Annotated in this window: 11 protein-coding genes and 1 tRNA gene; 5 read left to right on the top strand and 7 right to left on the bottom strand. The window is 38.2% G+C overall.

From position 1 onward, the window contains the following. Positions 1–74: 74 nt before the first annotated feature. The 3 genes from AC1DSK_RS02275 to AC1DSK_RS02265 form a co-directional block, all read right to left on the bottom strand. Entirely contained in the window at positions 75–1649 is a 1575-nt protein-coding gene (locus AC1DSK_RS02275; protein WP_477548616.1) for a peptide chain release factor 3, read from the bottom strand. Between the two features lie 172 nt (positions 1650–1821). Next, the gene (locus tag AC1DSK_RS02270) at positions 1822–3306 is read right to left on the bottom strand and encodes a UDP-N-acetylmuramoyl-L-alanyl-D-glutamate--2,6-diaminopimelate ligase (RefSeq protein ID WP_477548615.1); all 1485 of its coding nucleotides are present in this window, start codon (positions 3304–3306) and stop codon (positions 1822–1824) included. Between the two features lie 11 nt (positions 3307–3317). Continuing rightward, complete coding sequence (locus AC1DSK_RS02265; RefSeq protein WP_477598037.1) at positions 3318–4373, bottom strand: M42 family metallopeptidase; 1056 nt, start codon at positions 4371–4373, stop codon at positions 3318–3320. Between the two features lie 103 nt (positions 4374–4476). On the opposite strand from AC1DSK_RS02265, the gene AC1DSK_RS02260 reads away from it, so the two are divergent. Beyond that, a complete protein-coding gene (locus AC1DSK_RS02260; RefSeq protein ID WP_477548613.1) occupies positions 4477–6075 on the top strand; it encodes an ATP-binding protein in 1599 nt (532 codons plus the stop codon). Positions 6076–6171: 96 nt separating this feature from the next. Here the strand turns inward: AC1DSK_RS02260 and AC1DSK_RS02255 are convergent, their stop codons facing one another. After that, entirely contained in the window at positions 6172–7560 is a 1389-nt protein-coding gene (locus AC1DSK_RS02255) for an aldehyde dehydrogenase (RefSeq protein ID WP_477548612.1), read from the bottom strand. Between the two features lie 739 nt (positions 7561–8299). Beyond that, the gene (locus tag AC1DSK_RS02250; protein ID WP_477548611.1) at positions 8300–9238 is read right to left on the bottom strand and encodes a Gfo/Idh/MocA family protein; all 939 of its coding nucleotides are present in this window, start codon (positions 9236–9238) and stop codon (positions 8300–8302) included. Positions 9239–9374: 136 nt separating this feature from the next. Between AC1DSK_RS02250 and AC1DSK_RS02245 the strand changes: the two genes are divergently transcribed. Continuing rightward, positions 9375–9518 carry a hypothetical protein gene (locus AC1DSK_RS02245; RefSeq protein ID WP_477548610.1) on the top strand — a complete coding sequence of 48 codons (144 nt, stop codon included), beginning with the start codon at positions 9375–9377 and terminating at the stop codon, positions 9516–9518. 48 nt (positions 9519–9566) lie between these two features. Here the strand turns inward: AC1DSK_RS02245 and AC1DSK_RS02240 are convergent, their stop codons facing one another. Both AC1DSK_RS02240 and AC1DSK_RS02235 read right to left on the bottom strand, forming a co-directional pair. Then, entirely contained in the window at positions 9567–10847 is a 1281-nt protein-coding gene (locus tag AC1DSK_RS02240; RefSeq protein ID WP_477548609.1) for an MDR family MFS transporter, read from the bottom strand. A 99-nt stretch (positions 10848–10946) separates the two neighbouring features. Further along, on the bottom strand, positions 10947–11792 hold the full coding sequence (locus tag AC1DSK_RS02235; RefSeq protein ID WP_477548608.1) for a DNA-3-methyladenine glycosylase family protein: 846 nt from the start codon (positions 11790–11792) through the stop codon (positions 10947–10949). A gap of 178 nt (positions 11793–11970) precedes the next feature. Here AC1DSK_RS02235 and AC1DSK_RS02230 point away from each other — a divergent pair, with 178 nt between their 5' ends. From AC1DSK_RS02230 to AC1DSK_RS02220, 3 genes are all read left to right on the top strand, one after another. After that, positions 11971–12582: a thermonuclease family protein gene (locus tag AC1DSK_RS02230; protein WP_477548607.1), complete on the top strand. Its 612-nt coding sequence runs from the start codon at positions 11971–11973 to the stop codon at positions 12580–12582. Positions 12583–12599: 17 nt separating this feature from the next. Next, positions 12600–13124, top strand: a complete 525-nt coding sequence (locus AC1DSK_RS02225) for a 2'-5' RNA ligase family protein (protein ID WP_477548606.1) — start codon at positions 12600–12602, stop codon at positions 13122–13124. 77 nt (positions 13125–13201) lie between these two features. Further along, positions 13202–13274 (top strand) — tRNA-Val (locus tag AC1DSK_RS02220). The last annotated feature ends 521 nt before the right edge of the window (positions 13275–13795 follow it).

Raw genomic sequence — 13795 nt, 5'->3', positions numbered from 1 at the left:
AATTTATATAAAACAGCATTAAAAATTAACATAGCCAACAAAATAAAAAACCTGTCAAAAGACAGGTTTTCTCTTTATAACAAACTATACAGCTCGATATTTTCGTTTTTATCTTGGAACCATCGCATTGCAAAATCATTTTCAAATAAGAACACATATCGATCATAACGATCACGAACAAGCATACTTCGAGGACTTGACATAGATTCTTGAACTTCACTTTCATTCTGAATCCAACGGGCAATTTTATTACCGATAGATTCCATTCGAACCTCTACGTTGTACTCATTTTTCATTCGGTGTTCAAATACTTCAAATTGAAGCTGCCCTACCGCTCCTAAAATGACGTCTTCCGTATGAAGAGTTTTATAATATTGAATGGCACCTTCTTGCACCAATTGCATGATGCCTTTGTGGAAATGCTTTGATTTCATTACATTTTTGGCTGTAACACGAACAAATAATTCTGGTGTGAATTGAGGAAGTCTCTCATAATTAAAGGTCTTTTTACCACCAACAATGGTATCCCCAATTTGATAACTGCCGGTATCATGTAAACCGATAATATCTCCTGCAACTGCGAAGTCCACTGTTTCACGATCGTCCGCTAAAAACTGAGTCGATTGAGTCAGTTTAAACGTTTTACCAGTACGGGATAAAGTCACAGTCATACCACGTTCAAATTTACCTGATACGATACGCACAAACGCAATACGGTCACGGTGAGCAGGATTCATATTGGCTTGAATTTTAAAGATAAACCCTGAGAATTCCTCTGATACTGGATTAATCACTTCTTCAGCATCAGTTTTTCGAGGTTGTGGAGTCGGCGCAAATTGTAAGTAAGTTTCCAAGAATGTTTGGACACCAAAATTCGTTAAGGCACTGCCAAAGAATACAGGTGTCATTTTTCCATTTTTTAATTTCTCAAGGTCAAAGTCATTACCCGCTTCATTTAACAACAAAATATCATCTAAAGCTTGTTTGTAATAAGAAGTTTGTTTCATTGAATGATCGACAGCTAATCCACCATCTTCGTCTAATGGCAAAAAGCGTTCCTTCTCATCGGTACGGAACTGTTCAATACGATTATTGAATCGGTCATAAATCCCTAAAAATTCTTTCCCCATACCAATTGGCCAGTTCATTGCATACGACTCAATTCCCAGCACTTCTTCAAGTTCTTCCATTAGTTCCAGAGGTTCTTTACCTTGGCGATCCAATTTATTGATGAACGTGAAAATAGGAATCCCACGTAAACGACAAACTTTAAATAATTTTATTGTCTGAGCTTCAATTCCTTTTGCAGCATCAACAATCATCACCGCGCTATCTACCGCCATTAATGTACGGTATGTGTCCTCACTGAAATCTTGGTGACCTGGTGTATCTAGAATATTGATACGGCAATTGTCGTAATCGAATTGCATAACTGAAGAAGTTACAGAAATACCACGTTGCTTTTCGATTTCCATCCAGTCCGATGTAGCGAACTTACCGGTTTTTTTAGCCTTTACCGTCCCTGCATCACGAATGGCTCCACCAAAAAACAGCAATTTTTCTGTCATTGTTGTTTTACCGGCATCGGGATGGGAAATAATCGCGAATGTTCTTCTTGCTTGTATTTGGTCTTGAACTTGATTAGTCATTATTAGGTATTCTCCTTCTTTTTTTCCTTTATCATCATATGGAGTTTTTCAAAAAATTACAAGTGAACAAAAAGTCGAAAGAACCGATCGGCAAATGTGATCGGTTCTTTGTTACGATTTCCAGCACTAAGCTCCAGCCCGATTTCTCGCTTCAGTGTAAACTTCTGCTATTTCAAGAACGAGAGGGAGAATCCTGGAATTTCAATTTACCAGCAGCCAATGCTATATCTCCATCGCTATGCGGGAACTTAGTACGTCCAATGATTTGATAATCTTCATGTCCTTTACCTGCAAAAATGATAATATCACCTGGCTCAGCAATCTCGATTGCATGTTTTACAGCCGCTTCACGATTACCAATACACGCATAATTCTTATGCAACATTCCTTTTTCCAAGTCAGTAAGAATTGATTCGTATGGCTCGTCGCGTGGATCGTCCGTCGTTAAAATCACATAATCAGCGACCGAAGCCATTTGTGCCATTGCAGGACGTTTTGATCGGTCTCTATTACCACCCGTTCCGACTAAGAAGATGAGACGATTTGTCTGATACGGTAGGACTGATGAAATCGCTTTTTCAATCGCGTCCGGTGTATGAGCATAATCAATAAAGATGGATATGGGCAACTCACTATCCAACTTTTCCATTCGTCCTTTAACTGGCGGAATTTTTTCAAGTTGTTCAATGATTTGTGGAATTGTATATCCTTGTGTATACAAAGCCGTTGTTGCAGCCAATGCATTATATACATTGAACTCCCCAAGAAGATTCATACGTACAGGAAAAATCCCTTCAGGGGTCTTCATCTCAAATTTTGTACAATTTGATTGCAACAGAATATTACGCCCCTGGAAATGTGCATCCGAATGAATCGCATATGACCATACAGGATAACCCGTCATTTCTTTCAATCGGTTAGACCAGAGATCATCTCCATTAACAATTGCATGTTTTGTACGTTGTAAATCTTGACCCAATTGTGAGAACAATAAACCTTTTGCTTGTCCATATTGTTCCATTGTTCCATGGAAATCCAGATGGTCGTGCGTTAAATTTGTAAAGATAGCAATATCAAAATCTACACCAGTTAGACGCCCTAGTACCAATCCGTGAGAAGAGACTTCCATAATCATTGTCTGACAGCCTTCGCTTTTCGCACGATGAATCATTAATTGTGTGCTTAATGCGTCACTCGTCGTATTCGCAGAATCATACAAAACTCCATTTAAATTAAAACCGATTGTACCAGTCAAGGCAGATTTCACAGCAAGTCCTTGAAGCATATTTTGAATGATGCCACTTACACTTGTTTTACCATTTGTACCGGTTACACCAATCATTGTTAAATCTTTGGATGGATATCCATAAAACTTGGAGGCCAGCAACGCGCCTGCTCGCGTTGTATCATCAACGACTACACAGGCGACTCGGGAATAGTCCAGTTCCAGTTGTTTTTCTGAAACAATTATTTTTGCCCCACTTTCAATTGCTTGTAAGGCATAATCATGGCCATCTACGGTATATCCCTTAACACAGATAAAAATACTTTCTGGTTGAACACTACGTGAATCAACCGCTATATCAAACACTTCGGCTGGAAGTGATCCGTGAATTTCTTTAACCGGCAAGCAACTGATTAAGTCAATTGACTGCATTTGCTTTCCTCCTATTCTGTCTCCATTGGAGAGAGCACATATGCTTCTAGCAGTGCTGAAGTGTTTTTCAATGAATCAATATGTGTCCGTTCGTATGCATGTGATGCTTCAATACCTGGACCGAATAAGGCATGTTTGACGTCGAATCCAGCGCGAATTGCAGCCGAGGCGTCAGAACCATAATACGGGTAAATATCCAGCTTATATTCAATGCCTTGCTGTTTAGCCAACTCAACCAAATGGCGTGTAAGTTCGTAATGGTAGGGACCTGAAGAATCCTTCGCACAAATGGAGACCGTGTATTCATCGGATGTTTGCCCATCACCAATTGCACCCATGTCGACAGCGATATACTCCACTACTTCGTCAGGAATATTCGAATTACCACCATAGCCAATCTCTTCATTGTTCGAAATGTAGAAATGAGTGGTATAAGGAAGTTTCAAATCATTTTCTTTTATGGAAGCAATCAATTGTAATAATAAAGCTGTACTAGCCTTATCGTCCAAGTGGCGTGATTTGATAAAGCCTGATTCTACTTGCTCAAATCTAGGATCAAATGATACAAAGTCACCCACTTCTATTCCAAGTGCTTTTGTTTCCTCTGCGTTCGTCACTTTCTCGTCTATACGTACTTCGATATTTTCAACATTGCGTTCTGCAGAACCGGCATTCTTATRGACATGTACAGTCGTTTGATGCATCAAAATCGTTCCGCGGACTTTTTTACCAGAGGCTGTATGTATGTGACAATATTCGCCTTCTACCGCATTCCAATTAAATCCACCAATCATCGATAGTTTAATTCGTCCACTACCTTTGATTTCTTTGACCATCGCACCGAGCGTATCTGTATGTGCAGTTAACAATCTATGTTTAGAATTATCTTTTCCCTCAATCGTGGCAATTAATGCCCCTTTGTTTGATTGTTGGTATGATACATGCATGTTATCTAAAAGCGAAGCCATAAAACTCATGATTTCTTTCGTATATCCCGAAGGACTTGGAATCTCTACAAGTTTTTTAAGTAATTGAACTGTTTCTTTCTCTTTAAACACACTTGACATGATTAACCCCCTGTATGATAAATATCATATCAAAATTCAGCATGTTCGCACACCGCTAAATCATGTATGATATAGGAATAAATACTTATTAACGAGGTGAAAAATGGACAAATCCATGCTCCTGACAAAACGCAATCGATTGTTCATAAATTTATTTGCAATTGGATTACTTTTACATACATTATCAAGTCTTTTTATCCATTACCAAAATCCAGTTTCCATCCCACTTTTCGCTATCCTATATTGTATCCTGTTATATATTCTTCGTAGAATGAACATAAATAATTATGTGATGCAAACCCTGATTCTGGGCGGAATGAATGGATATATTTTATATCTAATTATTGATACACCTTATTACATACATATTTTACTTTTTGTATATCCACTATTCATCGCTTCATTATACCATTCAATCATTTCAAGTTTAATTCTTTTACCAATTACTGCACTGGAAGTCATTTATATTTTCCAAAAAAACTATATAGATTTTGAAAGTACCATTGAATTCGGTAATCTATATGTTGTCCTTTTGTTTTTGATTTTAATAAGTTTGACGGCTGTTGTCCATTCACTCTTTATGCGCAACACATGGCATCGAATGGAAGAACAGCATTCGACACTGGAAAGAGCCCTAGATTCCAGGGAAGGCTATTTACATATGTTTTTTGAGAATGCCAAGGATGGCATTGCAGTATTTGATTTAGATGCCCGCATTATTGCACTGAATCCAGCTTTTGAGCTGCTCTATGGCTGGAGTCGAGAGGAATGTATCGGCAACCAAATTCCGCTTGTACCACCTGAGAATGTGGCAGCAGCAAACGAAAGAATCGAAAAAGTTTTAAAAGGAGAAAGTTTTTACTCATTCGAAACAATAGATATGAAAAAAAATGGCACTTTCTTTGATGCGCAATTGACGTTAAGTCCCATTTACAACAAAAGTGGAGATATAGTAGCAATGTCCGTTATTACACGGGATATTTCTTATCGTAAAGAAGCAGAAAAACTGATTGTCCAGACTGAAAAGCTGAAACTGGCAGGAGAAATTGCTGCAGGGGTTGCGCATGAAATCCGTAATCCAATGACTGTGATTTCAGGTTTCATTCAAATGATGAATACAGATGATCAACACCCCTATCAAACTTATACAAAGTTAATAGCTTCAGAACTTGAGCGAATCAACTTAATCATCAGTGAGTTTTTAATTCTCGCAAAACCTCATGTCACAAAGGCAAAAGAATTTCATCTTGATAGAATCATTCAAGATGTCGTGCTTCTATTTAGTCCAGAGCTTAATTTAAGAGGTATATTACTGAAAGAATCTTGGAATGCCCAAAATGCAATAGTTATTGGTGAACAGAATCAAATTAAACAGGTAATAATCAATATTGTTAAAAATGCAATTGAAGCACTGACCAATGAAGGCTCCCTAGAAATCTCTACAGATTTGGTGACAGATGGATTCGTCAGTATTCATATTCGTGATAATGGTGCTGGGATGACGCCGGAAGTTGTGAATCAAATATTTGAACCCTTCTTCACGACGAAAACCACAGGTACTGGACTTGGAATGATGATTTCCGAAAAAATCATTCAGGAGCATGCCGGGAAAATTACTATTAATAGCCAACTCAATAAAGGCACTACCGTATCAATCTTACTCCCTTATAATAAAGCAGAAAAATCAGCGACTTCCAATTAGATGAAGGTCGCTGATTTTTTAGTATTAGTATCTTTTTTATTTAGCTTTGTAAAACTGTACTGTTCAAGGTTCGAAGGCTAAGAATATCATAACCCTCTATTTAAGAAGAGTTTTCACAAGTTTCACTTTGTTTTTATATGGTGGAAATACAATATTCACTGGAAATTTGGTACTCTTTTTCAAAATTGATTTGGCATGAGTAAATGCTTCAAAACTATATTTCCCATGATAAGCGTTCAGACCGGATGACCCCACACCGCCAAACGGCAAATGAGCACTCCCTACATGGGTCACTGTATCATTAATACACCCTCCACCGAAAGGCAGTTCATCCAAAAAGTACTGAATGGCATTTTCATTTTCAGAAAATAAATATGCAGACAATGGTTTTGGTAACTTTCTAATTTGTCTTATTGCACTTTCCAATCGATCATAAGTCATGATTGGTAAAATTGGTCCAAAAATCTCATCTTCCATAGAAGGGCTATTCCAAGAAACCCCGTCTAGAATGGTTGGTTCAATATATAAGTCACTTTCATCCATATTTCCACCGGATACAATGTGGGCACCTTCATGTCTGATTAACTGTTTTAATCGATCGAACTGTTTTTGATTAATAATACGACCATAATCCGGACTCTTTTGTAGGTCTTTCCCGTAAAAGTCTTTTATTGTTTTCCTTAATAACTGAATAAATTGGTCTTTCACTTTGTGATGCACCAGTAAATAATCAGGAGCCACGCAAGTTTGTCCGGCATTGACGAATTTACCCCAGACGATACGCTTCGCAGCGACTTCTAAATTTGCGGTATGATCGATGATTGCAGGACTTTTCCCGCCAAGTTCTAACGTCACAGGAGTCAATCTTTCAGCTGCAGCTTTCATGACGATTTTCCCGACTTGAACACTTCCGGTGAAGAAAATTTTATCGAACGGTGCATGAATAAGAATGGATGTCTCATCCCGTTCGCCCTCAACCACACGAATATATTCTGGTGGAAATGTTGATTCAATGATTTTCTTGATAACGACAGCCGTATGAGTAGCCGATTCCGAAGGTTTGACGATAGCACAATTCCCTCCAATCATCGCACCAATCAGTGGTTCCATGACCAGTTGAAATGGGTAGTTGAATGGACCAATAATCAAGACAGAGCCATAAGGTTCACGAATAATGAAACTTTTTGCTGGTTGTAAATGAAGAGCCGTTTTAACTGCTTCCGGTTTCATCCATTCCTCTAGATGTTTCACCATATATCCGATACTATCTAATACAAACCCTACTTCTGTGGCATATGCTTCAAATTCACTTTTATGTAAATCATCATAAAGTGCCCGTACGATTTCTTGTTCATGAAGTTGTATCGCCTGCTTCAGTTTAGTTAATTGCTGCTTTCGAAATGCTGCTGATTTTGTGGCGCCTGTATAGTAAAAATCATGTTGAGATTGAATCATATGGTCAACGTCCTGCACTGTGAAATTCATTCTATCACTCCCGTCATCTATCACTTTATTGTAACGTGTAGTGTGATTGCACGCAAAAAAGACACCTTCAAAAAAGGTGTCTACAGCTTGATGACAAAAGAATAATAATTAAAATAAAAGTATAAAAATTGAGTTCTTATTTTTTGCACTCTATCGAAAAAAACTGTGGTCGGCTATTTCTTCGCTTTCCGCGGACGAAACGCTAGCCTCCTCGGCTCAGCTGTCTATGACAGCTAAGCCTGTGGGGTCTAGCTTGTGTCGTTTTTCCGCAGGAGTCTTCAGAAATAGCCAACCACCTTCCAACTTAAACATTTTGCAGAGATACGCTTATAGAAACAATTTCTTTTGATTGGAGTGGAGGCGGCGGAAAACAACTGCTCCTGCGGTTACTCGTCGCAAAGATTAGGACCAAATTGCCTTTGGTCCCAATCTTTTCAGCGGGAACAGCACGAGCTGAAGACCCTGCAGGAAACGAATAGTGCAAATGTAAGTTTGCACTATTCGTTTCCGACGAAGCTAGCGAAGCGATACAGGAGCACCGGTTTTTCTAGTGACGAGGAGACTGAAGCCGTGCCTGCGAAACGCGTCCGCCGCAAAATGGAAATGAACATATTCTTGCATAAGCTCTTTTTCAATAGTATACAGTTATATTCACTCATCTTTTTCTTTGTCTACAGTCTGAAGACACCTTCAAAAAAGGTGTCTTCATATGTATTCCACTTGCCTAAAAGGAATTTACTTAAGTCAATAATTCATCAATCCAACGCTGTACGATTAACCCTTCTTCAAAGGACACAAGAGAAGCTTCTTTTCCACTTCTCGCATCATGACAAGCATCCCACAAAGATTTGGTTGTTTTATTGATTTCGACTTTCTTCTCCGGCTCATCCTTTTCGCTTATCCATAGTTCTGACCAATTTCTAATTGTCATCACTTTCTTTGTTCCAAACACTTTGAATTCCAAAAGTTCTTCCTGTCCTACTCCACTTAAGCCATTGATTAGAATCGGAATTCCACTGTGAGTTTGACCGAATGCAGAAGTTCCTGTTTCAGATAGACTTTGATCTTCAGGATATTTTGTGTGATGTACTGAAAATGTAAATTCCCCAAAAAGTCGATACATGATTTGCAGATAATGTGGAAATACTTCTCTTATAAACCCACCTTGAGCACGAGAACCAATCCATGGATTCTGTTGCCATTTTCTTGGCCAATGCGGGAAATATGTTTGAAGTTCAACGCGAAGTATTTCTCCAAATGTATTGTCTTCAACTTCATTCATTAACGTTTGAATTGCCGGACTATACATAAGAGGAAAATGCATCGCCGTTAAGACATTTGCTTGTTTAGCACTTTCAACCATTAATTTCCCACTTTCCACATCGTGAGCGAGAGGCTTTTCAGATAACACCAAACAGCCTTTTTCAGCTGCTTGTAAAGCAATTGAGGCATGACTATTAGGAGGTGTACCTATATACACCCAGTGTGGTTTCGTCTCAAATAATTCTTCAATGGAATTTGCTATTGGCAACTCGTATTTACTTTTCATTTCTTGTAATCGTTGTGCATTCTCATCAAACGCACTGACAATTTTGCAATTAGGATTAGCTAAAAGTTGATTGATAATACGTTCTCCTACAATACCAGTACCAATAACCGCAAATGTTGTTTGATTCATATCGCTCACTCCTTCGTATAGTTTTTGCTTCAATTTAAGGTCTTAAGAAGTATTTATCAAAAAAGTTGTTTATATGTGTAACTTTTTAGGGTAAAGAACTAACAAATAATTTAAGACAATCAAAGGAGGAAATAACATGTTAAAAACAGAAACTTGGTGGGAACCTATCTTTTCAGGAAACTTAAGCTTAGGTATCAATAAGGATCGTTTAGCTGAATTAGAAGAAGAATCCTTCATCTACTTCAATGAAATTGAACAAATTGAAACGACGGAACAATAAATTTGAATATAGAATTTCGATTCCAACCTACATAAGACCGCTTCCCCCTCAAGAAGATGATGGAGAAGCTGTCTTTTTTTGTTCGAATAAATAGAACATGCCGTAATATACAAAAGCGCTTACTACAGCTAGTATCGCAATGATGGTAAATGTCCAAAAGAAGCCGAACCAAACTGTTAGTGGAATGGATAATGGGGCAATCATTCGGCCAATTGTGTAACGTAGACTAGCAGCCGCAAAATACTGGCCTCGCATATGTTCTGGTGCCAATTTTGAAATAAAGCTTTGCTGCAAGCCTACAATCATTAACTCACCAAATGTAAAGATTGCCATCGCCAAAAGAAAAATCCAAAATAAATCAAACAACGAAAAAACAATCATGGCCAATGCATACAAAATGGATGAGATGAAGAAAATGTTTTTCTCTTTAAACGACGCAACAAACCGTGTAACAGCAACTGTCAACAAAGCTACAAGTAATCCATTCTCTGAAATAAGTACACTAAAGGCAAGTTCACCTGTAAGCTTTACATCTGTTCCAAACCAAGTTCCTAAAGATTGATGTCCGATTACTTCCTTTATATATACCGGCAGCAATAAATCCAATTGCATAAACGTTTGTGCACTTAGTATTCCTGCAATAATGAAAAGCAGAAACAATTTGTCGTTCAGAATCACACCGTAATCTTTCACTTGTTTTTGAATGGCATGCATAAATCCACGAGGTACCCCTTGTGCCTCATCATCTGAACGAACTGGTTTCGTCTCTTCAGTAAATTTAATGAGGATCCATGCCAGTAATAAACATACGAGACCTGCGGTTACCATCAACCCGAATCTATAGCTGAAAAAGAAAATTCCTCCAAGAATCGGTCCAATAACAACGGCAATATTTATGGAAGTATAAAAAACGGCAAAGACATCACTACGGTGCTCTTCTGGTACTACATCTGCTACCATAGCCTGACTTGCTGGCCAATAGAGAGAGCCAAACATACTTGCGATAGTGAATGCGATAAATCCTAAGCTAGGTGAATCTAAAATAGGTGAATTTGCAAATGCAAACAGGAAAAACGCACCCCCTTGACCAAACGAGGATATGACCATCATCGTTCTTCGACCAAACTGATCAGCACAATAGCCTCCCGCTAAATTGGCTCCTACTGAAAATACTTGCGATAAGATAAGCAATAAACCGGCAGTAGTTTTACCAAACTCCTCTGCAAAATAAATGGCAAGGAAAGGGAAAAACATCCAAAACGTAATGTTCATAAACGCTTCTCCTATTAACCTTGCTTTCAAACTTCGATCCCAATCTCTAATTCTCATGTTGTCTACTCCCCAAGATCATTATCTGATATTTCATAAAATTATTGTATCATTGGGACCCATTAATTAGACATACATAATTCGACTGAATGACAGAATTTACTCAATACTTCTCCATAAATAAAGCGATGCGTAGCTTAAATAAGGAGACCATTCCGGAAAATGTGAAGAAATTTCCGCAGCTTTCGGTTTATCTGCTGTTCCCCAAATTTTTTTCAATGCATTTTGCAAACCGATATCTGCAAGTGGAAATAAATTGGGTCTGCCCAATCCGAAAAGCAAAAAACTTCCCGCTGTCCATGGACCGATTCCACGATATTTCACTAGAGTCTCAATAATTTTTTCATCATCTTGATAAGAAAGTGATTCAAGATCCAGTTCTCCGTTTGCAATAGCTTTTGAAACACCGATTACATATTCTGCTTTTCTCGTACTGAATTGCAATTTCCGCAGATTTTCAACTTGAAGTTCCCCTACTGCAGCAGGATCAGGATACACCCATACTCCTTCCACTTGTTCGCCGAATGTATGAACAAATCGCTCTGTTAATGTATGTGCAAAGGATAAATTCAACTGCTGGTGAATAATGCTTTTCATTAAGGTCGCATACAACGAAAATTCCCGAATGATGGGTGTCCCCCGGTGTTCTTCAAATAGTAAAGCAAGGTTCGTTTTTGCAAAGTGTTCATGAATAGGTTCTAGGGAACGGTCGAAATGAAAAATTTCTTTGATTTTTTGGATTTCTTTATCGTCTTCAGGTCCTATTATTTTGAATGCAGGCTCAACGGTTGTCCCAAAGGCTTGAACCTTATATATTTTGCGCTCTTCAGTTGGCACCATTACATATCGCTTTTCTTTGTTTAAAGAAATTAATGGATCCATTGATAATCGATCGAGCACACGCTCGAAATTATAAGGGAAATCTAAATGAATAGTTTCTGTCATAGTCGTTTCCTTCCTGTTCGGTTATATTTAGTACATACATTTAGACAGTAAAAATCGAGGGATATAAATGAAAAAATGGTTGTGGCTCCTTCTCGTTCCAGTTCTCTTCGCAGGCTGTGATGTGAGTTCGAATTCTACTGATAAATAAACCAGTGCAAACGATACGATTCCAGTCGAATTGATTGCTGTCATTGATGGAGATACCATTAAAGTAAAGTATAACGGAAAGATAGAAACTGTTAGGTATTTATTAATCGATACTCCCGAAGTAAGACACCAAACACTTGGGAATCAGCCTTTTGGTGACGAAGATAGTGAACGGAATGAACAGTTGCTGAAGAATGTTGCTGTGTCTCTCAAATTTGATGAAGGAGACCGCTATGATGATTACGAGCGTCTTTTGGCATATGTTTATGCAGATGGACAATCCGTCCAAGAAATGTTGCTATCAGAAGGGCTTGCTCGTGTTGCCTATGTTTTCCCTCCAAATGATCGTTATGTAGATGCTTACAAAGAAGCTGAAGCAATTGTCCGTAAAAACAATTTGGGAGTATGGGAATATAAAAACTATGTAACTAAAAGAGGATTCGATGAAACAAAAGTTGAAGAAGAAAAAACAGAAGTAAATAAACAGCCGAGCGAATGCTTAATTAAAGGCAATATCAATCGTGAAAAAAAGAAAATTTATCACATACCAACAGGAAAATATTATGATCAAACAAAACCAGAAAAATGGTTTTGTTCAGAGCAGCAAGCATTGGATGCAGGATTTAAAAAATCTGGGGAATAACTAAAGGAGAAATGAATATGCAAGTACTTGTCTTAAGGTTTGATTACAAACTTTCCACAAAATTAGAGCATGATAGCAAAGACTTACACTTAGCTTCAAGACGGGGCAATGAAACGCAAATGCCTCCACATATCAGCCTGTTTTCTTTTGAAAAGATCAATCCGGCGACATTAAAAGAACAAGTAAACAAATGGATAGAACAACAAAAACAACTAGACATTTCTTTTTCTTCATTAGGTTTCTTCAAACAGAATGGTACTTTTTTTGCGGCTCCCGTCGTTACAAAAGAATTGGAGACGTTTCATCGGGAATTATTTTCATTAATTTCGCATTTACATACGAATGAAATATCTCCCTACCTGCCAGGTAAATGGGTTCCTCATTCTTCACTAATTAACAAAGTTCCTCTCACCGCGTGGGGTCCGCTTTTCCAGAGAGCCAGCTTAGCGTTTGAACCGCAATCAGGCAAGGCGGTCGCGATAGAATGCTGGTCGATTGTAAATGGACATGCACAAACTGAATGGACATATTTTTTAAAGTAATTTATTCGCAAATTTCTTCACTAGGTCATTGACTATTAGCCTATGAACGATATAATAGAATTTGTCCTAGTAAAAACGATCTTGTAGCTCAGCTGGGAGAGCGCCACCTTGACAGGGTGGAGGTCGCTGGTTCGAGCCCAGTCGGGATCATTGGGTGCCAAACCCGCAGGAAACCTTTAGGAACAAGGGTTTCTCCAAAAAAGCATCATCTCTTAGGAGGTGGTGCTTTTTCTATTTCTAAAGATATGGGTTGTAATATGGGTTGCGATTTTCAAAAAAAGTACACTCAGAAGAACGTGCTTTTATATTGTTTTCAACTCTTCTTTTCCTTAATGACCTTCACACTGCCAGTGTGAGTGCCAAGTAAGTCTAAATTTGATGATTACCGATATAATAAGGTTTATTTAGTATTCCTTTCGGTTTCATTCGGTATTTACCAAATCCTGCTGGTTTCTTTGAATTCATCTAATTCCTCCAATTTCCCAATTTTCTTCTTCAACTAACCTGCCCCGTTAGTACAATAAAAAAGATGATTTTCAGTTAGTTGAAGAAGAAATGCGTTCAGTAACATATCTATTCTATCGCTGAACGAGTGTGCTGCATTAACAGTAGGTTGACATAACACCAGGATCAGGAAGTGATCATTTTCGGTCAAAAACCATTAGTCTTCC

This window comes from Paenisporosarcina sp. P4_B8, from assembly GCF_056402175.1.
This window is presented reverse-complemented; position numbering and strand designations above follow the sequence as displayed.